This window comes from Streptomyces sp. NPDC048420, from assembly GCF_040651535.1.
In the GTDB taxonomy this organism is placed as follows: Bacteria; Actinomycetota; Actinomycetes; order Streptomycetales; family Streptomycetaceae; genus Streptomyces.
Genome location: NZ_JBEZKG010000010.1, coordinates 380,304 through 405,772, shown reverse-complemented (window position 1 = coordinate 405,772; position 25,469 = coordinate 380,304). Strand labels below are relative to the sequence as shown.

The 25,469-nt window shown below is 70.1% G+C and carries 21 protein-coding genes, 1 pseudogene and 1 riboswitch; of the genes and pseudogenes, 14 read left to right on the top strand and 8 right to left on the bottom strand.

Annotation, left to right across the window (positions count from 1 at the left end):
- From AB0D34_RS21110 to gcvT, 3 genes are all read right to left on the bottom strand, one after another.
- On the bottom strand, positions 1 to 673 hold a 673-nt coding region (locus AB0D34_RS21110), incomplete at its 3' end, for a serine hydroxymethyltransferase (protein ID WP_362663500.1).
- A 9-nt stretch (positions 674 to 682) separates the two neighbouring features.
- Positions 683 to 1,060, bottom strand: coding sequence for a glycine cleavage system protein GcvH (gene gcvH, locus AB0D34_RS21105; protein ID WP_362663498.1), 378 nt, complete (start codon positions 1,058 to 1,060; stop codon positions 683 to 685).
- A gap of 98 nt (positions 1,061 to 1,158) precedes the next feature.
- The gene (gene gcvT / locus AB0D34_RS21100) at positions 1,159 to 2,277 is read right to left on the bottom strand and encodes a glycine cleavage system aminomethyltransferase GcvT (RefSeq protein ID WP_362663496.1); all 1,119 of its coding nucleotides are present in this window, start codon (positions 2,275 to 2,277) and stop codon (positions 1,159 to 1,161) included.
- Between the two features lie 151 nt (positions 2,278 to 2,428).
- Positions 2,429 to 2,526, bottom strand: a riboswitch (glycine riboswitch).
- Positions 2,527 to 2,708: 182 nt separating this feature from the next.
- On the opposite strand from gcvT, the gene AB0D34_RS21095 reads away from it, so the two are divergent.
- From AB0D34_RS21095 to AB0D34_RS21055, 9 genes are all read left to right on the top strand, one after another.
- Positions 2,709 to 3,377, top strand: a complete 669-nt coding sequence (locus AB0D34_RS21095) for an AAA family ATPase (RefSeq protein WP_362663494.1) — start codon at positions 2,709 to 2,711, stop codon at positions 3,375 to 3,377.
- 67 nt (positions 3,378 to 3,444) lie between these two features.
- Entirely contained in the window at positions 3,445 to 4,245 is an 801-nt protein-coding gene (locus tag AB0D34_RS21090; RefSeq protein ID WP_362663492.1) for an enhanced serine sensitivity protein SseB, read from the top strand.
- A gap of 162 nt (positions 4,246 to 4,407) precedes the next feature.
- Entirely contained in the window at positions 4,408 to 5,202 is a 795-nt protein-coding gene (locus AB0D34_RS21085) for an enhanced serine sensitivity protein SseB C-terminal domain-containing protein (protein WP_362663490.1), read from the top strand.
- A 342-nt stretch (positions 5,203 to 5,544) separates the two neighbouring features.
- Positions 5,545 to 6,552 carry an ABC transporter permease gene (locus tag AB0D34_RS21080; RefSeq protein WP_362663488.1) on the top strand — a complete coding sequence of 336 codons (1,008 nt, stop codon included), beginning with the start codon at positions 5,545 to 5,547 and terminating at the stop codon, positions 6,550 to 6,552.
- Between the two features lie 69 nt (positions 6,553 to 6,621).
- Entirely contained in the window at positions 6,622 to 8,412 is a 1,791-nt protein-coding gene (locus AB0D34_RS21075; RefSeq protein WP_362663486.1) for an ABC transporter substrate-binding protein, read from the top strand.
- Between the two features lie 110 nt (positions 8,413 to 8,522).
- Entirely contained in the window at positions 8,523 to 9,521 is a 999-nt protein-coding gene (locus AB0D34_RS21070; protein ID WP_362663484.1) for an ABC transporter permease, read from the top strand.
- Positions 9,518 to 10,615 carry an ABC transporter ATP-binding protein gene (locus AB0D34_RS21065; protein ID WP_362663482.1) on the top strand — a complete coding sequence of 366 codons (1,098 nt, stop codon included), beginning with the start codon at positions 9,518 to 9,520 and terminating at the stop codon, positions 10,613 to 10,615. The genes AB0D34_RS21070 and AB0D34_RS21065 overlap by 4 nt, the downstream gene beginning before the upstream one ends.
- On the top strand, positions 10,612 to 11,814 hold the full coding sequence (locus AB0D34_RS21060; protein WP_362663480.1) for a dipeptide ABC transporter ATP-binding protein: 1,203 nt from the start codon (positions 10,612 to 10,614) through the stop codon (positions 11,812 to 11,814). Before AB0D34_RS21065 ends, AB0D34_RS21060 begins: the two co-directional genes overlap by 4 nt.
- Before the next feature lie 216 nt (positions 11,815 to 12,030).
- A complete protein-coding gene (locus tag AB0D34_RS21055) occupies positions 12,031 to 12,687 on the top strand; it encodes a trimeric intracellular cation channel family protein (RefSeq protein WP_362663478.1) in 657 nt (218 codons plus the stop codon).
- Here the strand turns inward: AB0D34_RS21055 and AB0D34_RS21050 are convergent.
- The 5 genes from AB0D34_RS21050 to AB0D34_RS21030 all read right to left on the bottom strand — a co-directional run bounded on the left by AB0D34_RS21050 (position 12,596) and on the right by AB0D34_RS21030 (position 20,146).
- Positions 12,596 to 13,816, bottom strand: coding sequence for an alpha/beta hydrolase-fold protein (locus AB0D34_RS21050; RefSeq protein WP_362663476.1), 1,221 nt, complete (start codon positions 13,814 to 13,816; stop codon positions 12,596 to 12,598). The genes AB0D34_RS21055 and AB0D34_RS21050 overlap by 92 nt on opposite strands.
- 78 nt (positions 13,817 to 13,894) lie before the next feature.
- Entirely contained in the window at positions 13,895 to 15,322 is a 1,428-nt protein-coding gene (locus AB0D34_RS21045; protein ID WP_362663474.1) for a LuxR C-terminal-related transcriptional regulator, read from the bottom strand.
- 282 nt (positions 15,323 to 15,604) lie between these two features.
- Entirely contained in the window at positions 15,605 to 16,828 is a 1,224-nt protein-coding gene (locus tag AB0D34_RS21040) for an MFS transporter (protein WP_362663472.1), read from the bottom strand.
- 22 nt (positions 16,829 to 16,850) lie between these two features.
- Entirely contained in the window at positions 16,851 to 18,185 is a 1,335-nt protein-coding gene (locus tag AB0D34_RS21035) for a peptide ligase PGM1-related protein (RefSeq protein ID WP_362663470.1), read from the bottom strand.
- A gap of 17 nt (positions 18,186 to 18,202) precedes the next feature.
- Positions 18,203 to 20,146 carry an anthranilate synthase family protein gene (locus AB0D34_RS21030; protein ID WP_362663468.1) on the bottom strand — a complete coding sequence of 648 codons (1,944 nt, stop codon included), beginning with the start codon at positions 20,144 to 20,146 and terminating at the stop codon, positions 18,203 to 18,205.
- A gap of 277 nt (positions 20,147 to 20,423) precedes the next feature.
- Between AB0D34_RS21030 and AB0D34_RS21025 the strand changes: the two are divergent.
- The 5 genes and pseudogenes from AB0D34_RS21025 to AB0D34_RS21005 form a co-directional block, all read left to right on the top strand.
- Positions 20,424 to 21,578 (top strand): annotated as a pseudogene (locus tag AB0D34_RS21025) (malic enzyme-like NAD(P)-binding protein); the annotation flags it as partial.
- 164 nt (positions 21,579 to 21,742) lie between these two features.
- On the top strand, positions 21,743 to 22,909 hold the full coding sequence (locus tag AB0D34_RS21020; RefSeq protein ID WP_362663522.1) for a 3-deoxy-7-phosphoheptulonate synthase: 1,167 nt from the start codon (positions 21,743 to 21,745) through the stop codon (positions 22,907 to 22,909).
- A gap of 58 nt (positions 22,910 to 22,967) precedes the next feature.
- On the top strand, positions 22,968 to 23,591 hold the full coding sequence (locus AB0D34_RS21015) for an isochorismatase family protein (RefSeq protein ID WP_362663466.1): 624 nt from the start codon (positions 22,968 to 22,970) through the stop codon (positions 23,589 to 23,591).
- Between the two features lie 25 nt (positions 23,592 to 23,616).
- Positions 23,617 to 24,471 (top strand): thioesterase family protein, encoded by an 855-nt coding sequence (locus AB0D34_RS21010; RefSeq protein WP_362663464.1) that lies wholly within the window; start codon positions 23,617 to 23,619, stop codon positions 24,469 to 24,471.
- Positions 24,472 to 24,495: 24 nt separating this feature from the next.
- On the top strand, positions 24,496 to 25,467 hold the full coding sequence (locus AB0D34_RS21005) for a YafY family protein (protein ID WP_362663462.1): 972 nt from the start codon (positions 24,496 to 24,498) through the stop codon (positions 25,465 to 25,467).
- The last annotated feature ends 2 nt before the right edge of the window (positions 25,468 to 25,469 follow it).

Below are 25,469 nucleotides of genomic sequence, written 5' to 3'. Positions count from 1 at the left end.
AGGTGACGACGTCGGCGTGCTCGACGGGGTTCGGGTGCAGCCCCGCCGCCACCAGTCCGGCGAAGTGCGCCATGTCGACCCACAGATACGCCCCGACCTCGTCGGCGATCCGGCGGAACTCCGCGAAGTCCAGCTGCCGCGGGTAGGCGGACCAGCCCGCGATGATCACCTTGGGCCGGTGCTCCTTGGCGAGCTTCTCCAGTTCGGCCATGTCGACGAGACCCGATTCGTCGACGTGGTAAGCGACGACATTGAACTGCTTGCCGGAGAAGTTCAGCCGCATCCCGTGGGTCAGGTGACCGCCGTGCGCGAGGTCGAGCCCGAGGATGGTGTCGCCGGGCTGTGCCAGCGCGAACAGGGCGGCCTGGTTGGCGGAGGCGCCCGAGTGCGGCTGGACGTTGGCGTACTCGGCGCCGAAGAGCTCCTTGACCCGGTCGATCGCGATCTGCTCGGCCACGTCGACGTGCTCGCAGCCGCCGTAGTAACGACGGCCCGGGTAGCCCTCGGCGTACTTGTTGGTCAGGACCGAACCCTGCGCCTCCATGACCGCGAGCGGAGCGAAGTTCTCCGACGCGATCATCTCCAGGGTGGACTGCTGACGGTCCAGCTCGGCGTCGACCGCGGCGGCGATCTCCGGGTCGAGCTCGTGCAGGGAAGTGTTGAGAAGAGTCATCTACGGTCCTCAGCCGGCGGAAAAGGCGGTGTACTCGTCGGCGGAGAGCAGGTCGGACGGCTCCTCCGCGACGCGTACCTTGAACAGCCAGCCGCCCTCGAAGGGGGCGGAGTTCACCAGCGCCGGGTCGCTCACGACGTCCTCGTTGACCTCGGTGACCTCACCGGTGACGGGGGAGTACAGGTCGCTGACCGACTTGGTCGACTCCAGCTCGCCGCAGGTCTCGCCCGCGGTCACCGCGGCACCGACCTCCGGGAGCTGGACGAAGACGACATCGCCGAGCGCGTTGGCCGCGTGCTCCGTGATGCCGACCGTCGAGACGCCGTCCTCGGCGCCCGACAGCCACTCGTGCTCCTTGCTGTAACGCAGCTGCTGGGGGTTGCTCATGGCCTGAATTCTCCTGTACGCGGGGGAGTGCTGGTGAATGGGGGACTGCGGAAGGCGTGTGTGAGCAGCGACTACGTGCTCAGCATCACCTACGGCGGCTACTTCTGGCGCTTGTAGAACGGCAGCGCCACGACCTCGTACGGCTCGTGGGTGCCCCGGATGTCGACACCGACCCCGGCGGTTCCCGGCGCCGCGTGGGCGGCGTCGACGTACGCCATGGCGATCGGCTTGCCCAGGGTGGGGGAGGGGGCCCCGGAGGTGACCTCGCCGATCACCCCGCCGCCCGCGACGACGGCGTACCCGGCACGCGGGACACGACGCCCCTCGGCGACGAGGCCGACCAGGACGCGCGGGGGGTTCTCCACGGCTCGGGAGGCCGCCTCGGACAGCGCCTCCCGCCCGACGAAGTCGCCCTCCTTCTCGAACTTCACGACCCGCCCGAGCCCGGCGTCGAACGGCGTCAGCTCCCGCGACAGCTCGTGCCCGTACAGCGGCATGCCCGCCTCAAGGCGCAGCGTGTCCCGGCAGGACAGCCCGCAGGGGACCAGGCCGACGCCCTCGCCGGCCTTGGTGAGGGCCTGCCACAGCGTCTCCGCGTCCGAAGGGCTCACGAACAGCTCGAAGCCGTCCTCCCCGGTGTACCCGGTGCGCGCGATCAGCGCGGGCACCCCGGCGACCGTGCCCGGCAGCCCGGCGTAGTACTTCAGCCCGTCGAGATCGGCGTCGGTCAGGGAGGCGAGGATTCCGGGGGACTCCGGCCCCTGTACGGCGATCAGCGCGTAGGCGTCCCGGTCGTCCCGCACCTCGGCGTCGAAGCCGGCCGCGCGCTCGGTCAGGGCGTCCAGCACGACCTGCGCGTTGGAGGCGTTGGCGACCACCATGAACTCGGTGTCGGCGAGACGGTAGACGATCAGGTCGTCAAGGATGCCGCCGTCGGCCTGGCAGATCATGGTGTAGCGGGCCCGTCCCACCCCGACAGAGGCGATGTTGCCGACGAGGGCGAAGTTCAGCAGAAGGCCCGCCTGAGGGCCGGTCACGGTGATCTCGCCCATGTGGGAGAGGTCGAAGAGACCGGCCTTCGTACGCACCGCGTTGTGCTCGTCGCGCTCGGAGCCGTACCGCAGGGGCATGTCCCAGCCGGCGAAGTCGGTCATCGTCGCACCGAGCGAGCGATGCAGGGCATCGAGGGCGGTGCGACGGGGTTCAGAACTGCTCATCGGACGTCGTCTCCAAGGATCCCAGGACATGGGTGTGACGGGCGAGGTAGTCCTCCCCATCTGTCATCGGAACCTGAGAGGTTCGCCATGAAGAACATGGCTTGCACCTTGGGTGGGGCCACACGAACGGCGGCCCGCTTTTCAGATGTGCCTCGCCCGCGCGGTAACGGGGCCTGAGAGATTCAAGGGAGGGACTTGCTCCTTCGGCGCCCGGGTAGACGTACCCCGGGACTCTCCCGCGCGGATTCAAACGGCCGGTATGCAGTTGGCGCGGACATCATTGCACGCATCGCGGGCGGGTGGCAGGGCCGCACCGGACCCTCCCTGTTGTGACCGGCTTGTGGCACGACGATCACGAAAACCGGAGACACAGCGCATTACCTTCTCTTTACGCTCGGTGGGGAGGGGAACCCCGACCCCGGAGGAGGACGATGACGGTGAACAGGACCACGGCATACGCGACGACCTCGGGCATCGCGCTGCCCGAGCAGCCCGCGGCCCCGGCCGCCCAGGCCTGCGGCGCGCGTCCGGTCGTCCGCGACCTGCGCGACCGCGCGGGCCGCAGCCCGCACGCCCTGCTCTTCGGCCCCGAGGACCTCGTCGTCATCACCGGCCTGCCCGGCAGCGGCAAGTCCACCCTGATGAAGCGCGCGGTCAAGGGCGCGAGGATCGACTCGCAGGACACCCGCGACCGCTGGGACGGCCGGCTGTCCCGCTTCCTGCCGTACGCCCTCTACCGCCCCCTGGTACGGCTCGCGCACTACGCTGGCCTGCGCCGCGCCCTGCGCTCGGGCGAGGGAGTCGTCGTGCACGACTGCGGGACCCAGACCTGGGTGCGCGGCTGGCTGGCTCGTGAGGCCCGGCGCCGGGGCGGCACCCTGCACCTGCTGCTGCTCGACGTCCCGGCGGACACCGCTCTCGAGGGCCAGCGCGAGCGCGGCCGGGGCGTCTCGCGGTACGCCTTCCTGCGCCACCGGGGCGCGGCCGCCCGGCTGATCCGGTCCGTGGAGCGCGGCGACCTGCCACCGGGCTGCGGCTCGGCGGTGCTGCTCGACCGGGACGCGGCGGACGTGCTGCGGCGGATCGGCTTCACGGGCTGAGCCACACACCGCCCGCACCCGCTAGCCTTTCAGCCACATCAGCGGTTCACAGCAGGCGGTCATACAGATGGACTTCCCGGCGGATCTCCCCGCGGACTTCTCGGAGTTCCCGGCACAGACGGCACACCCCCATCCGCACGGCGGATGGCCGGGCAACGAACTGGAGGAGGTGCTCTCGGCCTCCCTCGGCATGCCCTCGGCCGGCGGCCGGATCATCGAGGTGCTCGGCCGCAGCTTCGTCTGGATCCCGCTGCCCAACGGCGGCGGCCCGCACAGCGGTCCCCTCGACCTGCCCACGCTGGAGATCGAGGGCCAGGCGTTCGTGCCGGTCTTCAGCTCCGAGGAGCAGTTCCGTCAGGTCGTCGGCTCCCATCTGTCGTACACCATCGCCCCCGCGGTCGAGTTCGCCCGCGGACTGCCCCCGCACGTGGGCATCGCCGTGAACCCCGACGGCGTGGTCGGCGTCCCGCTGCCTCCGGCCGCGGTGGCCGACCTCTGCCGCGTCGGCCGCACCCCCCTGGACGGCCCCAACACCGGTGGCCGCGTCAAGCTCTACGAGCCCGACTGGCAGGACGACCCGGTCGACTTCCTGGCCTCCGCCGCGGCCGAGTTCGCGGCAACCGGCGTGGTCCTCACGGCCCGCCGCTGCCTGGCCGCCATCGAGACGGCCGACCCGGTGATGTTCGTGGGCGTGGAACTCTCCCAGTGGGAGGGCGACCTGCGCACGCTGCCGATGGACGCCCTGGGCCGGGCTCTCGGGACGACTCCCGTGAAGTGGCCGGTGAACCTGGTCCTGCTGGATGTGGCGGACGACCCGGTGGGTCATTGGATGCGCGACCAGGTACGGCCCTTTTACACCCAGGGCTAGTCGACCCGCCTGGGGGCGCGGGGCTGTGCCGATGTGCGGCTCCGCCGCGTGGGCGCGATCAGCCCCCACGACCCGCACTCGCGCACCACAGCAAGACCCGAGCTCCTAGGCGCTTAAGCTGGTTTCATACTCGGGGCAACCTTCAAGAAGGGGCGATACGACGTGAGCGCCAGCGGCACCGCGACCGGCACGGTCGAGCACATGCTGCGCCAGGTGACCCCCGGGCGCTACGACGCCTACGAGGCACTGCTGCGCGCCCTCGCGACCCCGAACTCCGGCCAGATCTGGATGCTCCTGTGGCACGGCCAGGCGGGCTCCCCGGACGCCCAGTACGGAAACATGGAAGTCGAGGGCTACGGCTACGCCCCCTGCGTCACCTCCGCCCAGGAGCTGAGCGCCAGCGGCTGGAACCGCTCGTACGAAGTCGTCGACGGCATCGACGTGGCCCGCACCCTCTACCCCGACCACTACGGCCTCTGGCTCAACCCGCACGCCCCCGGCGGCGGCGTCGGCATCCCCTGGCTCGACCTGCGCCGCATCGCCACCGGCCTGGAGCGCCAGCCCGCGGGGCCGCTGCGGCTGGAGGAACCCGCTATCGAGATCCCCCAGTTCTACGCCCTGCTCGTGCAGAACGCCCACCGCACCCCGGCGGTCCGCTCACTGCGCCGCGCCTGGGTGCAGCCGGCGCTCGGTGCGCCGTATCTCGCCATCGGGCTGGACGTGTACGACACCAGCCCCTCGGCCGTCGACTCGGTGCGCGCGATGATGCAGCAGTCCATCGGCGTGGTCCCGGACGGCCTCCCGGTGTCGACGGTGGCGATGTCCGACGAGTACGACCCGGTGGCCCTGTGGATGCGCGCCGGCGCCCGTCCGTTCTACGACCGCGAGGCCCACGCCGCCCCCGCCCAGGCCCCGGCGGCCGGGTACGGCTACCCGCCGGTCCAGGGTCGGTACTGACCGCACGTCACCGAGAGACACTCGGAGAAGAACCCTGCTGCTGTGCATCGAGTGTCGTGCGATGCTTTCTCCGCGCGTAGATCTGGTGCGAAAGGTCCGATCTGGTGTAGATGTATCCCGATTGATGGCTGTCCGGTCCTCGCGACCAGCCGTCCGGATAACGGAATCTTCTTCACCGCATCACGTTTATGCATCCTTTCCTCGCCAAGTCTGGCTACAGATCGCCAAACCGTTGAAGACTCCCGCACCAGGGGTGGTTCGCCCCGTGCGCCAAAGAGTGATCACGCCGCTACAGCGGCACATGTGGGCCGGTCACCGCCGGTTGAGAGGGGTCCCTGCCAGATGACGGCACCATTGCACGAGCCGACTGCGGAAGCGGCCCCGAGCGCGGCTGAGGAAGCGGCGGTCGCGGCGGCCGACGACAAGGCTGTCCAGGGACGTTCGCTGGGGCGGATCGCCTGGGAGCGGCTGAAGCGGGACAAACTCGCCCTCTCGGGCGGCATCGTGGTGCTCCTCCTCATCGTGATCGCGCTCTTCGCACCCATGATTGCCAGCCTGTACGGGCAGGACCCCGACGCCTACCACGAGAGCCTGATCGACCCCCTGTTCGGTACGCCCACGGGATCTCTCGGCGGTATCAGCGGAGAACACTGGCTGGGCGTCGAACCGGTCAACGGCCGCGACATCTTCGCTCGCATCCTCTACGGCGCCCGTATCTCGCTCCTGGTCGGTTTCCTGTCCGCGCTCGTCGCCGTGGTGATCGGTACCGTCCTGGGCATCCTGGCCGGCTTCTTCGGCGGTTGGATCGACTCCGTCATCAGCCGCGTCATGGACGGCCTGCTGGCCTTCCCCCAGTTGCTCTTCATCATCGCGCTGGTCTCGGTCATGCCGAACGACATGCTGGGCCTGACCGGCTCCAGCGTGCGCGTGTTCGTGATGATCCTGGTCATCGGCTTCTTCGGCTGGCCGTACATCGGACGCGTGGTGCGCGGCCAGACCCTCTCAATGCGTGAGCGCGAGTACGTCGAGGCGGCCCGATCCCTGGGTGCCGGACGGTTCTACATCCTTTTCAAGGAACTGCTGCCCAACCTCGTCGCGCCGATCATCGTCTACACGACGATGATGATCCCCACCAACATCCTCACCGAGGCGGCGCTGAGCTTCCTGGGCGTGGGCGTCAAGCCGCCCACGTCCTCCTGGGGACAGATGCTCTCGACCGCGATCGACTACTACGACTCGGACCCCATGTTCATGGTCGTCCCGGGCGTGGCGATCTTCATCACCGTTCTGGCCTTCAACCTCTTCGGCGACGGCGTGCGGGACGCGCTCGACCCGAAGGGGTCCCGCTGAACTGCCGTACCGCAAGCGTCCCGTGGTATCCACACGGGGTCTCTCATCAAAACCGGAGGATCCGAGATCGTGACTACCCAACGCACCACAGGGCGGCGCAAGCAGGCGTTGGCCGCTGCCGTCGCGGTCGCCGGCATGCTGACCATGGCGGCGTGCGGCGGCGGCAACGACGACGGGGGTTCGAAGACCGGTGCGGCCGGCTTCGACGCCGCGAACAACAAGGTCGCCCAGGCCTCGCAGGTCAAGAAGGGCGGCGAGCTGAAATTCGTCACCGCCCAGGACGCCGACTCGTGGGACACCACGCGCGGTTACTACGGCTTCATGTGGGACTTCTCGCGCTACTACAGCCGTCAGCTGCTCACCTTCAAGACCGAGCCCGGTGCCAAGGGAGCCGAGCTCACGCCGGACCTCGCCACCGACGAGGGCCAGGTCTCGGACGACGGCAAGACGTACACGTTCCACCTGCGTGACGGCATCACCTGGGAGGACGGCAAGGCCATCACCTCCCAGGACATCAAGTACGGCATCGAGCGCGTCTGGGCGCAGGACGTCCTGTCCGGCGGCCCGATCTACGTCCAGCAGATGCTCGACCCCGACGGTACCTACAAGGGTCCGTACAAGGACACGTCCCCGGACAAGCTGGGTCTGAAGGCGATCGAGACGCCCGACGCCAAGACGATCGTCTTCCACCTGCCGAAGGCGAACTCGGACTTCAAGCAGGTGCTGGCCATGACCTCGGCCTCGCCGGTCCGCCAGGACAAGGACACCAAGTCCAAGTACGGCCTGAAGCCGTTCTCGTCCGGCCCGTACAAGTTCCAGTCGTACAGCCCGGGCAAGTCGCTGGTGCTGGTCCGCAACACCAACTGGAAGGCCTCCTCGGACCCGATCCGCAAGGCCTACCCGGACAAGATCTCGCTCGCCATCTCCTCCAACCAGAGCGACATGGACCAGCGTCTGATCAACGGTGACTACGACCTGGACGCCGGCCAGACGGGTCTGGGCCCGCAGGGCCGCACCATCGCCCTGAAGAAGCACAAGGGCAACCTGGACAACCCGGTCTCCGGCTTCATCCGCTACGCGGTCTTCCCGCAGACGGTCAAGCCGTTCGACAACATCCACTGCCGCAAGGCCGTGATCTACGCGGCCGACCACGTGTCGCTCCAGACCGCGCGCGGCGGCCCGGTCGCCGGTGGTCTCATCGGCACCAACATGCTCCCGCCGTCGGTCCCGGGCTCCGAGGGCCAGAAGTACGACCCGTACAAGATCGCCGGAGAGAACAAGAACGGCAACGACGCCCTGGCCAAGCAGGAGCTCAAGGCCTGTGGTCAGCCGAACGGCTTCAAGACCACCATCGCCGTCCGTAACAACAAGCAGCAGGAGGTGGCCACGGCCACGTCCCTGCAGGCGTCGCTGAAGAAGGTCGGGATCACCGCCGACATCTACCAGTACGACGGTTCGCAGAGCTCCGGCATCATCGGCAGCCCCTCGAACGTCGAGAAGAAGAAGCTCGGCATCATCATCATGGGCTGGGGGCCGGACTTCCCGTCGGTCCAGGGCTACGGCATTCCGCTGTGGAGCAGCAAGTACATCCTGCAGAGCGGTAACAACAACTTCGCCATGATCAACGACAAGTCGATCGACGGCCTGTTCGACCAGTACAACGCCGAACTGGACGACGCGAAGAAGACGCAGATCGCCACGGAGATCAACCACAAGGTCAGCGAGGGCGCCTACTACCTGCCCTTCACCTTCGAGCGGCTCCTCAACTGGCGCTCCTCGCGGCTGGCCAACGTGTACACGACGGACGCGTACAGCGGCTACTACGACTTCGTCAACCTCGGTCTGAAGTCCACGAAGTAATCCCGGCACACCCGCCGAACGGCACGAAAGGCAGGTGAAGGCCGGCGCGGCGTGACCGTGGGCCGCCGGAAGACCTCCGGCGGCCCCTGGTTCGCAGCGGGCCGTTAGCTGTGCTCGCTTATCTCCTCAGGCGGCTCTTCGCCGCCGCAGTGATGCTGGTGGTCATCATTCTGGTGGTCTTCAGCATCTTCTTCCTCGTCCCCAAGTGGGCGGGCGTGGACATCGCCACGAGCTTCGTGGGCAAGCAGGCCGACCCCGCGGCGGTGGAGGCGGTGCGGACGAAGCTGGGTCTCAGCGACCCGGTGTTCGTGCAAGTGTGGCACTTCTTCAAGGGCATCTTCGTGGGCCGCACCTATGCGGCCGGCGGCGACGTCACTCACTGCTCCGCGCCGTGCTTCGGTTACTCCTTCCGCAGCGAGCAGGCCGTCTGGCCGGTGCTCACCGACCGCTTCCCGGTGACCCTGGGTCTCGCGCTCGGTGCCGCCGTGCTGTGGCTGATCCTCGGTGTCTCGGCAGGTGTGCTCTCCGCCCTCAAGCGGGGCAGCATCTGGGACCGCGGTGCGATGGTCGTCGCCCTCAGCGGTGTCTCCCTGCCCATCTACTTCACGGGTCTGCTCTCACTGGCGATCTTCAGCTATGGACTGGGCTGGATCGACGGCCAGTACGTGCCTCTCAGTGACAGCTTCACCGGCTGGCTGGGCGGCATGATCCTCCCCTGGATCACCCTGGCGTTCCTGTACGCGGCGATGTACGCGCGCATCACCAGAGCCACCATGCTCGAGATCCTCGGTGAGGACTACATCCGTACCGCCCGGGCAAAGGGCCTCAAGGAGCAGGTCGTCATCCGCAAGCACGCCATGCGCTCCACGCTGACGCCCATCCTGACCATGCTCGGCATGGACCTCGGCGCCCTCATCGGCGGCGCGATCCTGACCGAGACGACGTTCAGCCTTCCCGGCCTCGGCCAGGCCGTGCTGAACGGCATCAAGAACCAGGACCTGCCCATCATCCTGGGCGTCACCCTGATCACTTCTCTCGCGGTGCTGATCGCCAACCTCGTGGTGGACGTCCTGTACGCCGTGATCGACCCCCGAGTGAGGCTCTCATGACCGAACTCAGCAAGACCGGAGCGGCTGTGGGCGAGCCTACGAGCGCTTCGCCCGCGCCGACCGCCTTCCTGGAAGTACGCGACCTCAAGGTGCACTTCCCGACCGACGACGGCCTGGTCAAGTCCGTCGACGGGCTCTCCTTCAAGCTGGAGAAGGGCAAGACCCTCGGCATCGTGGGCGAGTCGGGCTCCGGCAAGTCGGTGACCTCGCTGGGCATCATGGGCCTGCACACCGCCGGCCAGTACGGCAAGCGCAAGGCCCAGATCTCCGGTGAGATCTGGCTGGACGGCACCGAACTGCTGACCGCCGACCCGGACGAGGTACGCAAGCTGCGTGGCCGCGAGATGGCGATGATCTTCCAGGACCCGCTGTCCGCGCTGCACCCGTACTACACGATCGGTCAGCAGATCGTGGAGGCGTACCGGATCCACCACGACGTGGACAAGAAGACCGCGAAGAAGCGCGCGATCGAGATGCTCGACCGAGTCGGCATCCCGCAGCCGGACAAACGGGTCGACAGCCACCCGCACGAGTTCTCCGGCGGTATGCGCCAGCGCGCGATGATCGCGATGGCGCTGGTCAACAACCCCGAGCTGCTCATCGCGGACGAGCCGACGACCGCCCTGGACGTGACCGTGCAGGCGCAGATCCTCGACCTCCTGCGCGACCTGCAGAAGGAGTTCGGCTCGGCGATCATCGTCATCACCCACGACCTGGGCGTCGTCGCCGAACTCGCGGACGACATCCTGGTGATGTACGGCGGCCGTTGCGTCGAGCGCGGCCCGGCCGAGAAGGTGTTCTACGAGCCGCGCCACCCCTACACCTGGGGTCTGCTCGGTTCGATGCCCCGCCTGGACCGCGAGCAGCAGGAGCGTCTGATCCCGGTCAAGGGCTCCCCGCCCTCCCTGATCAACATCCCGTCCGGCTGCGCCTTCAACCCGCGGTGCCCGTATGCCGACATCCCCAAGGACAACGTGACCCGCACGGTCCGCCCCGAGCTGACCGAGGTCGGCAGCCAGCACTGGGCCGCCTGCCACATGAGCACGGAGCAGCGGGAGCGTATCTGGACCGAAGAGATTGCGCCGAAGCTGTGAGTAACGAGAAAGCCGGGACGAAACCCGCGCAGAGCGAGACCAACCCCGCCAACGGCGAGGTGCTGCTGAAGGTCACCGGCCTGCAGAAGCACTTCCCGATCAGGAAGGGGCTGCTCCAGCGGCAGGTGGGCGCGGTGCACGCCGTCGACGGCCTCGACTTCGAGGTGTGCTCGGGCGAGACCCTGGGCGTGGTGGGCGAGTCGGGCTGCGGCAAGTCGACCATGGGCCGGCTGATCACGCGGCTGCTCGAACCGACCGGCGGCAAGGTCGAGTTCGAGGGCAGGGACGTCACGCATCTCGGTGTGGGCGGCATGCGTCCGCTGCGCCGCGACGTCCAGATGATCTTCCAGGACCCGTACTCCTCGCTGAACCCGCGCCACACCATCGGCACGATCATCGGGGCTCCCTTCAAGCTGCAGGGCGTCGAGCCCGAGGGCGGCATCAAGAAGGAGGTCCAGCGGCTGCTGTCCGTCGTGGGCCTGAACCCCGAGCACTACAACCGTTATCCGCACGAGTTCTCCGGCGGCCAGCGGCAGCGCATCGGCATCGCCCGCGCGCTGGCGCTCAAGCCCAAGCTGGTGGTGGCGGACGAGCCGGTCTCCGCGCTGGACGTGTCGATCCAGGCCCAGGTCGTGAACCTGCTGGACGACCTCCAGGAAGAGCTCGGCCTGACGTACGTGATCATCGCGCACGACCTTTCGGTGGTGCGGCACGTCTCGGACCGGATCGCGGTGATGTACCTCGGCAAGATCGTCGAGCTGGCCGACCGCGAGGCGCTGTACAAGGCGCCGATGCACCCGTACACCAAGGCGCTCATGTCGGCGGTGCCGATCCCGGACCCGAGGCGCAGGAACGCCAAGAGCGAGCGCATCCTGCTCAAGGGTGACGTGCCCTCGCCGATCTCCCCGCCGAGCGGCTGCCGCTTCCACACGCGCTGCTGGAAGGCGACGGAGATCTGCAAGACCGTGGAGCCGCCACTGATCGAACTCCGCCCCGGCCAGCGCGTGGCCTGCCACCACCCGGAGAACTTCGAGGACCAGGCCCCCCAGGACACCGTGCTCCTGACGGTGGCCAAGGAGGCGGCGGAGCTGGTCGCCGACGAGGTACTGGCCGAGTCGGCGGAGACGTCGGCGGCGGTGGCGGCGGAGGTGGCCGCGCCGGAACCGGAATCCACTGGTCAGGAGTCAACTGACAAGTAATGCATGACAGGTTGGCAACGTCATGTACATGTCCGAACGGGAGAGTGAAGAGTCGTCCGTGTCCGACTTGTCGGTACACGCCCGAAAGGGCCGGCACGGCACCTTGAGACTCTCCCGTTCGGCACGCTCAGGGACAGCAGCTGGGGACCTGTTCCGGACCCGGCTCTCCACGACGGGCAAACCCGCCCTGTAGCAGCCCCTGCGCAAGAATGCGGTGTGCTCCAGCAACTGTTCAGCCCCTCCGTCCAGCACACGCTCGACCTCGTCGGCATCTTCGTCTTCGCCATCTCCGGCGCGCTGCTGGCCGTCCGCAAGAACTTCGACATCTTCGGCATCGCCGTGCTCGCCGAGGTCACCGCGCTGGGCGGAGGGCTGTTCCGGGACCTGATCATCGGCGCGGTTCCGCCCGCCGCCTTCACGGACCTCGGGTACTTCCTCACCCCGCTGCTCGCCGCCCTCCTCGTCTTCTTCCTGCACCCGCACGTGGAGCGCATCCAGGTCGGCGTGAACGTCTTCGACGCGGCGGGCCTCGGCCTGTTCTGCGTCGCCGGGACGACGAAGGCGTACGAGTACGGGCTCGGCCTCACCCAGTCCGCCACCCTCGGCCTCGCCACCGCCGTCGGCGGCGGTGTCCTCAGGGACGTGCTCGCCAACGAGGTGCCCTCGCTGCTGCGCTGGGACCGCGACCTGTACGCGGTCCCGGCGATCGTCGGCGCCACCATGGTCGTCCTGTGCATCCGCTACGACGCCCTCACCCCGTTCACCAGCGGACTGGCGGCGCTCACGGCTTTCGTACTGCGCCTGCTCGCGATGCGGTTCCACTGGCGAGCTCCGCGGGCGTGGAACCGGCGCTCGACCGTGCGTGAGGAGTAGCGCCCGCCCGGCCGTGCAGCAGCCCCATCTCCTCGGTCAGCCAGACGAAGGAGGGCACCACCTGCGGCCGCCACAGCGCCATGTTGTGCCCGCCCGCGCTCTTCGGGATGTAGACCGTGTGCACGGTCGTCGGCGCCTTCGCGATCTGTTCGAGGCCCATGGCCGCCTCATAGCCGTCGCCCGGCTGACCGGACTCGTAGAGCGCGATCGCGGGCGGGGTGCGGGCCTCGCGCAGCAGCAGGTAGGGGTTGTTGGCGCGGCGCAGGGCGGGGGTCTCGGAGGCCAGCGAGTTGCGTTCGCCGATCGGGTCGTTGTACCCGGACATGCTGACCGCGGCCCGGTAGCGGTCGGGGTGGGCGACGGCGAGCTTGGTCGCGCAGTGCCCGCCCGCCGAGTACCCGGCAACCGCCCAGCCCGCGGGACCGGCCTGGGCGCGGAAGTTGTCGGTGACCATCTTGGGCACGTCGACGCTGAGCCAGGTGTCGGCGTTGACCGTGCCGGTGATGTTGGCGCACCCGGTGTCCACCCCGGCCAGCAGGTTCATGCGCGGGGCGACCAGGATGAACGGGGCCACCCGGCCGCTCCGCATGAGCGGTGCCAGCTGGTTCACCGCGTGCAGCGAGCCGAACCAGGCCTTCGCGGAACCCGGGTAGCCCGACAGCAGCTCCACCACGGGGAACTTGTGGTGCCGGTAGGCGGGCTTGCCGTACTGCGGTGGCAGCCAGGCGTAGACCTCGGCGTTCACCCCCGAGACCCGGCCCTTGAGCTGGGTCACCCGCACGCCCTTCATGCCGGGTCCGGAGGCGTTCGTGAAGTGCTGCTTCACCTTGGGCAGCCGTTTCAGCGAGATGCCGCCGGTGCCGTCGGCGCCCAGGTTCGCGGCCTGCTGGACGTGGTCGCCGGTGCCGAGCAGGTCGGCCCAGTTGTCGTACAGGTTGTTCTGGTTGTTGACCAGGACGAAGACGAGGGCGACGGCGGTGCCCTGGGCGAACAGCACCATCAGCAGCCGGCCCGTGGTGCGCAGGGCCTGCGGCCCTCTGATCCGCGACCACAGGGCGAGCGGAAGCGCGACGGCGACGACGGACAGCACGATCAGCGTGTAGAGGAACGCGGTCCCGGTGAGGCTCATGTCCCTACAGAGGGGCGGACGACGGGATCGGTTTACGGATGTGTACGGACACTTACCTGGAAATTGCCCTGGTCTCACCTACAGGCGAGTGTGGCGGGCGAGTTCGACGCGGGAGCCGATGGCCAGCTTCCGGAAGATGTTGCGCAGGTGGTAGTTGACGGTGTGCGGTGAGCGGCGGAGGCGGAAGGCGACCTGCTGGTTGGTCAGGCCCTCGCTGACCAGTCGGGCCACCGCTAGTTCCACGTCGGTAAGAGTCTCCGGCGGCGCGACTTCCGCGGGGCGGTCCGGGGACGGGGGACGACGTGACCGGGTGTCGAGGAGCTTCGCGAGGTCTTCGGCGGCGGTCGTCCTGGCCCAGTGGTCGCCATGTTCGGTCGCCGCCCGGACCAGCCCGTCCGGATCGCCCCGGAGCAGGCTGTCGACGTGCAGCGCTGCCGTGGCGAGGGTGGGAACGCCCGGGTTGCGCTCGGCCAGGCGCCGGGCGGTCGTGGCGGCGAGCGTGGCCCAGCGGATGTCGCCCGCCGCGAGGGCGGTACGTACGAACCAGGCGGCGGCGTCGGGGTGGCGTACGAAGAGGGCGGCGCGCTGGTCCGGTGTCGCGTAGTGGCGGTTCATCGGCTGCAGCGCCCCATGTGCCCCGTGCCGGGCGGCGGTGAGCTGGAGTTCGACCCAGTCGTAGGCCGTGGAGGGAACGTGCCCGGCCGAGGTGCCGAGTGCCTCGCGGTAGCGGCGGACGTACGTGGTCGCGCCGTTGATGTCACCGAACCGCAGGGCGAACTGACCGAGCGCGGCAAGCAGAGGTGGTACGTAGAGTCGGGCGCCGCGGCCCACGGCTGTCGCCAGGGCTTGGTGGGCCTCGTCGCGGGCCTCCGCCAGTCGGCCCTGGTGGCTGAGCAGCCGTGTTCTCAAGTGCGCGAAGACCAGGTCCACACCGTCGTCGTTCAGTGCGCCGACGTCCGCCCTCGCGGCCTGCACGACCCGCTCGGCCTCTTCGCAGGCACCCGCGTCGACGAGCCGTTCGGCCAGCATCATCTGGAGGTAGGCCCGCCAGAGCGGCGACGGCATCTGAGGTGCGGTGGCCGCGGCGGCCCGTACGAGGCGCAGCCCTTCCGCGACGCGCCCGTCGGAGAACACCGCATCGGACAACACCGCGGCGGCGGCCGGCACTTCGGCGCCTGCGTCGATCCGCCCGCCGTGGGCGCTCAGGACGGCCTCGGCGTGCCTGCGCCCCTCGGCGGCGTTCTGGAAGTACCGGCCGAACATCCGGCCGGCGGTGACGGCGCCATGCACCGAGGGCGGCGCCTCGGTGCCGAGGATGTCCTCGGCCGTGGCGAGCGCGTGCGGCACGTCACCGCCCGCCATCCGCAACTCGACCAGCAGACAGCTCAACCGGGCAGTCAGGTCCGTCGGAAGTCCCAGAGTGAGTGCTGTTTCGACGAGTTCCACCGCTCGCTCGACGGAACCGATCGACGCCAACGCCCGTACGAGTCCCAGAGGTTCGGTCACAACGGCCCGCAACAAGGCGGTGAGCTGGTCGACGCTGCCTTGTGAGGCGAGCAGAGACGCGGAACTCAGGAGTGTCGAGTTCCCGTTCCTTAATTCCAACGACAATGGGTTCACACCGCTTTCCCGCGCTGGTTCACCATTTCTTCCGGAACCGGTCCATGCCCCGGACATCGCAGGGATTCTATCGGCGTGTAACCATTGATCCGTAAACGGTGTATGAAATGGCTGCGCTGAGCGTTCTTCGGCCGAAAGTAGTGGGTGCGGCTTGCGGGCGGGGCTCGGTCATGCGATACGGGGGCGGCGTTCGGCCAGCGCGCTGACGAGGGTGAGCACGAGAGTGAGTGCCGCACCGCTGAGGACGGCGGCCGCGGGCTCCGCGTGGGCGAGGACCGCGGCGGCCAGCGAGGCGGTGAGGCTGTAACCGACGCCTTGTACCGCGTACATGACGGAGTAGCCGGCCGCGAGCATCGAGGACGGCACGCGCTCGCGCAGGGACAGGTTCCGGGTGACCATGACCCCTGACTTGAAGGCGCCGGCCAGCAGCAGGGCGACGGCCGTTCCGACGAGGCCCGGCAGTACCGCGATCAGCGCGACGAACGTCGCCATCACGACCAGCAGCACCAGACTCTGCGCCCGTGCTCCGCCCGGCCACTGCCGCGCTCCGTACAGCAGGCCACCCACGACGCTGGCGACGGAGAAGGCTGTCAGCAGTGGTCCCGACCAGGTCACGGGCAGGCCGCGGGACTCCAGCAGGGCCGGCAGCACCAGTTCGGCCGTGGCCAGCAGCGCCATGGCGGCGGCGCTGGTGAGGTAAACCGGCCAGCCTGCGGCCAACGCCCGGCTGCGTGAGGGTGGTTCGCCGGTGGCGTGCCCGGCCGGGTCCACCTCCGTCGTGTCCAGCCGCGGCAGAGCTCGTACACCGAGCGCGGCCAGGGCCGCGCAGCAGGCCGCCAGGAGCAGCGGGGCGCCCGGGGCCGCGCCCAGCGCCAGGAAGGCCACCGCGGCCGGTGCGACAGCCCAGACGCCCTGGGTGAGTGTGGTCTCGATGCTCAGCGCCCGCGCCACCGCCTCCTCCGGTACGGCGCCCACGAGCAGCGCGCGCAGCCCGCCGGCGTGCGCGGCGGGAGCCGCTCCGGCGAGGAACGCCAGGACGATCGTGAGCGGCTGGGGCGCCGTGGCGCAGAACGCCAGCCCCGCGAAGGCGGCGGCGCCCACCAGGAGACCGGCGGCGAGCTCCCGGCCGAGGCGCGCCCCGGTCAGCCGGGCGCCGAGCACCGGGGCACCGACGACCTCGCCGACGACGTACGCTCCGCCGAGCACCGCGCCCAGCGCGTACCCGCCCGGGGTCTCGCGCACCAGGAAGACCAGTGCCAGCGGTGCCATCGCGACGGGCAGTTTGGCCGCCAAGGTGACCAGCAGCCAGGGCCGCACCCCGGGCCGGGCGAACAACGCCCGGTAGTTCAGGGGCCTTTCGCCGTCCTGCTGCCGTTTCGTACTCTCCCTCACGGTCGCTCCCGTGCCGTCGTCGTCACTCACTCGCGTCCCCGAACAGCGCGTCCACTTCCTGCTCCAGCCGCCGAACGGCGGTCTCGTCCTCGGCGATCAGGCAGCTTCCGCCGAAGCCGCCGGTGCGACCGTTGTCGTGGACCGTGACCACGACGCCGGTGCGGCGGGCCGGGTCGTAGGCGAGGCCCGCGCCGACGAGCTTGTCCAGGGTCGTGCGGAAGTCGGGGAAGGCCACGCGGCGCTTCTCGATCAGGACGCGTTCGCGGGCATAGTCCTCGCCCACGAGTTCCTCGCCGATGCGGTGGATGTGCGCGGAGCCGACGACGCGCCCGTTGATCTCGTTGACGAGGATCCGCTCGTCGGGCGTGACGATGGCATCCACGCTGAGGCTACCCCGGTAACCGATCCTGTGAAGGGTCTCGGACAGCCGCCGGGAGTCGTCGAGGAAGGAGGCGAAGGCCGCCAGCCGCTGCGAAGGCGCGGGCACGATCAGCCCGTTGATCACCGGCTTCATGCGCATCTCGCCGTGGCCGACGAGCCGGACGGCATCGTCGGTGACCAGCAGCTCGGAGTAGATGGCCGGCGATTCGGGTGTGTAGTGCTCCAGCACCACCCGGCCCCGGTGCGGGCCGGTGTAGTGCGCCCAGCGCCGGTCCAGGTGGTCGGTGAGGGCGGCCCGGTCGGTGATCAACTCGGTGCCGGTCGCGCCGATGGGGCGGATGCCCGGAACGGGGCTGACGATCTCGTTGCCGATGCCGCCCACGTGGAAGTCCTGCTTGACGATGACCGGTTGACCGTCGTCCAGCGCCTGCCACAGGAACTCCTCGGCCTCCGACCGGTCGTCGGTGACCGTGCCGTACGGCACCGGAATGCCGTGGCCGACCGCCAGCGCGCGGAAGGCGGCCTTGCTGTTTAGCAGCGCGGTGCCGCTCTGGGCGGCGAAGGGGAAGCCGGGCGTGTGCGCGTCGAGGCCGAGGGTGCGGGCCAGCCGGACGCTGACCCGGTCGAAGTGGAAGGGCAGCACGGTGCGCACATCGTGCTCGCGCACGGCGATGCGCAGCCGGTCGACGAACTCGGGGTCCTCGAGCCGGTCCCGGGAGAGCACGTCCTCGCCCAGACGGCCGACGGGAGGGACGACGACGGTCCAGGAGGCGCGGTCGATGCCCTTCAGGCGGGCGACGTAGGAGAGGAACTCCTCGTCCAGCTCGACCGGGAGGACGAACACGTCGCCGGGATCGGCGAGCCAGATCATGCGCTGCGCCTGGCCGGCCACGTAGCGCCGGTACTCGGGGGGCAGGGTCCCCAGGTCACCGATCATCTCGTCGGTGCGCTGGTTGCTCACGATCAGTTTCGGCACGGGGTCTCCCTGGGGGATCAGGCGCTCTGGGCGGCGGCCGGGACAGTGAGCAGGTCGGTCACCGACGCGTGCAGCACGTCGAAGCCGTGGGTGCTCAGGACGGATTCGGGGTGGAACTGCAGCGAGTGGAAGTGCGAGCCGCGCAGGGCGTGCACCTCGTTCGTCGACGCGTCCCGGCTGGCCTCGACGGGCTGCGCGTCCGGGCCCGGCGGGGTGAAGAGGTCGTGGTCGGCGAGTGCGGCAAAGCTGTTGTAGAACCCGACGCGGCGGCGTCGGCCGAACAGGTCGATGACCCGCTGCCGGCCCTGGTGCGGGCGGGGTTTGCGGACCAGCCGCAGGCCGAGTTCACCGGCGAGCACCTGGTGGCCGAGGCAGACGGAGAGGAAGGGGCGGCCCGCGTCCAGGAGTCCACGGGTGAGGGTGCGCAGGGCGGCGATCTTCGGATCGGTCAGGGCGCGGGGGTCGCCGGGACCGGGTCCGACGACCACGAGTTCGTACCGATCGGGTTCCTCGGTGCCGACCACCTCGTCCCAGCGGCGTATGCGGGGTGTCAGGCCGAGGGCGGCGAGCTGGTGACCGAGCATCGCGGTGAAGGTGTCCTCCGCGTCGACGAGCAGCACGTCACCCCGCACCGGGCCGGGTCGGTCGTCGCGCCGGGCCAGCCAGAAGGAGGCGAGGTGGGCGTTCCGGCGGGCAAGGGTGGCGTGGACACGGGGGTCGGCGGCCCAGTCGGGGAGGGCGGTCCGGGCCGCCACACCGCTCCGGTCATGTCCTTCGGCGCCCTGGATCGCCGCCAGCAGGCCCGCGGCCTTGGCGTGTGTCTCGGCGACCTCCGCCTCCGGGTCGGAGTGACGTACAAGGGTGGCGCCCACGCCGATGCGTACCCGGCCGGCGGCATCGATCTGCGCGGTGCGGATCAGGATGGTGGAGTCGAGGCAGCGCCCGCCTGCCGCGTCCCTGCCCACCAGCGCCAGTACGCCGCTGTAGTGGCCGCGGCCGGACGGCTCGTAGCGGCTGATCACCTCGCAGGCGCTCTCCAGCGGGCTGCCGGTCACCGTCGGCGCGAACAGTGTCTCGCGCAGGACGTCGGGCACGGGCCGGGTGCTGTGCCCCTTGATGAGGTACTCGGTGTGGGCGAGTCGGGCCATCGGTTTCAGGTAGGGGCCCTCGACGTGGCCGCCCAGCTCGCAGATCCGGCCCATCATCTTCAGCTCCTCGTCCACCACCATGAGCAGCTCGTCGGTCTCCTTGCGGTCCGCCAGGAACGACAGCAGACCGGGCACGGTCGGGCCGTCGGGCGGGTAGCGGTAGGTGCCGCTGATGGGGTTCATCACCACTTCCCCGCCTGCGGCGCTGACATGTCGTTCCGGGGAGGCGCCGACGAAGGTGCGGTCGCCCGCCTTGACGAGGAACGTCCAGTAGGTGCCGCGCTCCTGGAGCAGCAGTCGGCGGAACACGGACAGCGCCGCCCGCGGTCCGAAGGAGTCGATCTCGGCGACGAAGGGCCGCTCGATGACGAAGTTGGCGCCCCGGCCGCGGCCGATCTCCTCGGTCAGCACGGTCCGCACGAGGTCGGCGTAGGCCGCGTCGTCCAGGGCGAATCCGGCGTCACGGAGGGTGAGCCGGTCATCGGGCAACAGCCGCAGCGCATCGGCGAGGCCGACGGTCTCCTGGTCGGTGATCCGCAGCGCGAGCAGCGGCGCCCCGTCGTCGGGAGCGGCGAAACCGCGCTCGGCGAGCTGTCGGAACGGGACGAGGGCCAGCAGCTCGTGCCGTGCGCCGGTATTGCGGACGGATCCCGTTGCGGCCTCGAGCGGCAGGTCGGCCAGGGAAGCCGACTCGGTCACCTCGCCCACGACCACCTCCACCCGGTGGGGCGCACCGCTCTCCGGTCGGTGCAGCAGTGCGTAGGAAGGGGGCTCACGGCCGGGGACGAGCAGCGTGCCGAGCAGACCGGTCATGGCAACTCCTTGGAATTCAGGTCCATTTCTCAGGCAGCGGAAAAATTCTGGCAAAGAGAAAGAAAAAGACGGTGAGGGGGAGGTGCCGACGAGGATTCCGTACGCCCCGTTCCCTATGCAACTACTTGAACGGGTGGGCCTGTTGCGGCTGCCTCGGGAAGCGGGTGCGCGGCAGAAGCGGAATGGAGGCCGGCCCACTCTGTCGAGTAGTTCCGCGTGTCCCCCGAGCGCGGCTAGCGTCGAATGCGATCACCCGCTCCCCGAGGAAGGGACGCTCGTGTCGCTCGCACACCGAACCCGCGCCGGACAGCTCGGCGAGGCCGAGATATTCCGGGCCCATCTGGGCGGAAAGATCAGGACCCATGTCCCGCTGACCCCGCTCGACGCCCATGCGCTGTCCGCGATCTCCACTCCCGGGGTCGCCCACGTCAGCCGGGCCATCGCCGAGGACGGTCGGTTGGCCGCCCGGTACACCTGGGCGCACCGCCTGGTAGCGGTCGTCAGCGACGGCACCGCGGTCCTGGGGCTGGGCGACGTCGGGCCGGCGGCTGCCCTGCCGGTGATGGAGGGCAAGGCGGCGCTCTTCAAGGCACTGGGCGGGCTGGACTCCATCCCGCTGGTGCTGGACACCCAGGACGTGGACGAGATCGTGGAGACGCTCGCCCGACTGCGCCCGTCCTTCGGGGCGGTCAATCTGGAGGACGTGGCCGCGCCCCGCTGCTTCGAGCTGGAGCGGGCGCTCGACGAGGCACTGGACTGCCCGGTGATGCACAACGACCAGCACGGCACGGCCATCGTGGTGCTGGCGGCACTGCGCGGCTCCGCCGAACTGCTCGGCAAGCCAGTCGACTCGATGCGGGTGGTGGTGTCCGGGGCCGGAGCCGCGGGCACCGCCTGTGCGCGGATGCTGGTGGCCGCGGGCGTCGGCGAGGTGACGGTCCTGGACTCGCGGGGTGTCGTCCACCGGGACCGACCGGGGCTGACCCCGGCGAAGGCCCGGCTGGCCGAGCTGACCGACCGATCCGGTGTGCGCGGCGGGTTGGCGGATGTCCTGCCGGGCGCCGATGTCTTCGTCGGGGTGTCGTCGGCGGCCGTGCCGGAGGAGCTGATCGCCGCCATGGCGCCCGGCGCGGTGGTCTTCGCCCTGTCCAACCCGACCCCGGAGATCGCGCCGGAGCTCGCCGCCCGGCACGCGGCCGTGGTCGCCACCGGCCGCAGCGACCACCCCAACCAGATCAGCAATCTGCTGGCCTGCCCCGGCATATTCCGCGGCGCCCTCGACTCGGGCGCCTCCCGCATCACCGAGCCGATGATGCTGGCCGCCGCCGACGCGATCGTCGCACTTGCCGCGGAGGACCTGGCCGCGGACCGGGTGGTCCCGCATGTCCTCGATCCCCGGGTGGCGCCCGAGGTCGCGGCGGCGGTGGCCGCCGTGGCGGACGACGCCACGGCGGAGGCCGGGCCGCGCACCCTTGGGCGGGAACGCCCCGGTCACGCCCCGTTCTCCCCTTCGCACCACCAGGAGCATCAGTGATCAGCCCGGCCGGCACGTTCGCCGCACCCGATCTGTTCCGGTCGCCGCCGACCGAGCACGAGATGGCCCGCTACCTGCGTCTGCCCGCCGGGCAGCAGCCGGACTGGGGGGACGCCTGGCTCGTCGAGAAGGTACGGGCGGATCTGGCCGCCCTGCCCGGTCTCGTCGGCTGGGACGAGGTACGGCGGTTGCGGGCGCTGCTCGCCGAGGCCGCGGCCGGCCGGTTGCTCATCGTGCAGGCCGGTGACTGCGCGGAAGACCCCGCCGAGTGCACCGCTGAGGTCGTCGACCGCAAGGTCGGACTCCTGGACGCGCTCGCCGGTGTCGTCAGGATGAGGACCGGGCTGCCGGTCCTACGGGTGGGACGGATCGCCGGGCAGTTCGCCAAGCCGCGCTCGCGCCCCACCGAACTGGTCGACGGTGTCGAACTGCCCGTCTTCCGGGGCCTCGTGGTCAACGACACCAAACCCGAGCCGATGGCCCGCCGTGCCGACCCACTGCGCCTGATCACCGGCTACCGGGCCGCCGCCGTGGCGATGCACCGGTTGCGCCGGCAGTCCGGTACCTGGACCCCGCTGCCGGAGCCGGGGGTGTGGACGAGTCACGAGGCGCTGCTGCTCGACTACGAGCTACCGTCGCTGCGCCGCTCCGACGACGGTCGGCAGCTGCTCACCTCCACGCACTGGCCGTGGATCGGCGAGCGCACCCGCGACCCGGCGGGCGCCCATGTGCGGCTGCTCGCCGATGTCGTCAACCCCGTCGCCTGCAAGGTCGGCCCGAACTGCACGCCGGCGCAACTGCTGGAGCTGTGCGCCGCCCTCGACCCGGACCGCGAACCGGGCCGGCTCACCCTCATCGCCCGCTTCGGCGCGGGCCGGCTCGCCGACGGACTGACCGACCTGGTTTCGGCCGTACGGCAGGCCGGGCATCCGGTGATCTGGCTGTGCGACCCACTGCACGGCAACACGGTGACCACCCCGGGCGGTGTCAAGACACGGCTGCTGACCGCCGTACTGCGGGAGGTCGGTGAGTTCCTCACGGCGGTGCGCCGGGGCGGGGGCACGGCCGGCGGACTCCATCTGGAAGCGACGCCCGACCCGGTGGCCGAATGCGCCGCCGACGACGAGGACATGGCCGGTGTCGGCCGCAGCGGCACGTACACCACCTTGTGCGATCCCCGGCTCAACCCGGGACAGGCCCTCTCCGTCGCCGCGGCCTGGCGCTCCTGACCGCAACTCCCTTTCCTGAGAGGCCCCCTTGAGTATCAGCCCGATCCCGTCGTACCCCATGCCCACGGAGCGCGACCTGCCGGAGAGCCTGGTGCCGTGGACCCCGGACCCCGAGCGCGCCGTCCTCCTCGTCCACGACATGCAGGAGTACTTCCTGCGACCCTTCGCCCCCGACCTCCCTCCGGCCGACGAACTCCTGCACAACTGCGGCCTGTTGCGCACCCGCTGTGCCCAACTCGGGGTGCCGGTCGCCTACACGGCCCAGCCGGGCGACATGAGCGACACCGACCGCGGGCTGCTGAAGGACTTCTGGGGCTCCGGCATGCGCGCGGAGCCTGAGGACCGCCGGATCGTCGAGCCCCTGGCGCCGCACTCCTGCGACCACGTCTTCACCAAGTGGCGCTACAGCGCGCTGTTCCGCTCGGGTCTGCTGGACCTGCTGCGCGAGACCGGTCGCGACCAGCTGATCCTGTGTGGGGTGTACGCCCACGTGGGCGTCCTGATGACGGCGGTGGACGCCTTCTCGAACGACGTGCAGCCGTTCCTCATCGCCGACGCGGTCGCCGACTTCTCCCTCGACCGGCACCGGCTGGCCCTCACCTACGCCGCGCACAATTGCGCAGCCGTCACCACCACGCGGGACGTGCTGCTGGCTCTGGGCGCCTCCAAAGCTACCGCTTAGTAGTTGGTTGTTGTACCGTTCAGCCATGCCAGAAGCAGCCTCCGCCACACGCGCCACGATCGGGGACAGCGAGTTCGACCGGGACACCGCGGTCACCCGCCGCGCACCCGGCGTCTACGACATCGACCTCTCCGCGGGCTGGACCATCATCAGCGCCGTCAACGGCGGCTATCTGCTGGCGGTCCTGGGCCGCGCTCTCGCGGACGCGCTGCCGCACGCCGACCCGTTCACGATCTCCGCGCACTACCTCACCGCGTCCCAGCCCGGACCCGCGGTGATCCGAACGGACGTGGTCCGCACCGGCCGCACCCTCTCCACCGGCCAGGCCTCGCTCTTCCAGTACGACGAGCAGGGCGCCGAGGTCGAACGCATCCGCGTCCTCGCCTCCTACGGCGACCTCGACTCGCTCCCCGAGGACGTCCGTACGACGGCGAAGCCGCCCGTGTTCCCGCCGATGGACCAGTGCTTCGGCCCCGAGGACGGCCCTGCGCCGGTGGACGGCAGCTCGGCCATCACCGAGCGGCTGATGCTCAAGCTGGACCCCTCGACCCTGGGCTGGGCCCTCGGCGCCCCGTCCGGCAAGGGGGAGATGCGCTCGTGGTTCGGCCTCGCCGACGGCCGCGACGCCGACCCCTTCTCACTCCTCCTGGCGGTGGACGCGCTACCGCCGACCGCGTTCGAGATCGGCCTGAAGGGCTGGGTCCCGACGGTCGAACTGACGGTGCACGTCAGGTCCCGCCCGGCCCCCGGCCCCCTGCGCGTCTCCATCACCACCCGCAATCTCGCCGGCGGCTTCCTGGAGGAGGACGCGGAGGTCTGGGACAGCGAGGACCGGCTGGTCGCACAGTCGCGGCAGCTGGCGCGGGTCAGGCTGGGCTGAGGGCGGTCCTGGGATCCTGGTGGGGTGAAGTCCGACCGCCTCCTGTCGATCCTGCTGCTCCTGCAGACCCGTGGCCGGGTGCCCGCGCACGAGCTCGCCGCCCGTCTCGAGGTGTCGGTGCGCACCATCTACCGGGACGTGGAGGCGCTGTCCGCCTCCGGCGTCCCCGTCTACGCCGAGCGCGGGCGGCACGGCGGCATCGAACTGCTCGCCGGCTTCCGTACCGATGTCACGGGCCTGACCGTCGACGAGTCCCGCGCGCTGTTCGTCCTGGCGGCCCAGGGCGCCCACGCGGCCCTGGGCCTGGACTCCGCCCTCGGCTCGGCCCTGCGCAAGGTGATGGCCGCGCTGCCCGCCCCGCACCGCCCGGCCGCCGAGGTGGCCTCCCGCCGCATCCTGGTCGACGCCACCCGCTGGAAGAGCGGTCCCCAGCGGTCCGTGGACCTGGCGACCCTTCAGGACGCGGTCTTCGCCGACCGCCGGCTGCGGCTGCGCTACCGGCACAGCGGGGAGCGGGAGACCCGGACGTACACCGTCGACCCGTACGGCCTCGTCGCCAAGGCGGGCATCTGGTACCTGGTCGCCGACCGGCGCGGTCTGCCCCGGCTGTTCCGCGCCGACCGGGTGCACTCCGCGACAGTCCTGGCGCAGCCGGTCGGGCGCCGGGCAGGCCTTGAACTCGCCGACGTCTGGGAGGTGTTGCGCCGCCAGGTCGAGGAGCGTCCCGGCGGCATCGACGTCACCGTGCGGGTCCGCCGCGACCGACTCGACCTGTTCCTGCGCCTGATGGCGCCGTACCTCGCCGAACTCCCCGAGGACGACGGCGAGAACGCATGGGTGACGGCCCGGCTGTCGCTCGGCGAGGTCGGCGAGGCCCGCCAACTCCTGCAGTTCTCCGACCGGGTGGAGGTCCTCGCGCCGCCCGAGGTGCGCGAGGAGGTGGCGCGCGCGGCCGCCTCTGTCACGGGCCTGTACAGGTCGGATCGGCTCCTTTAGGG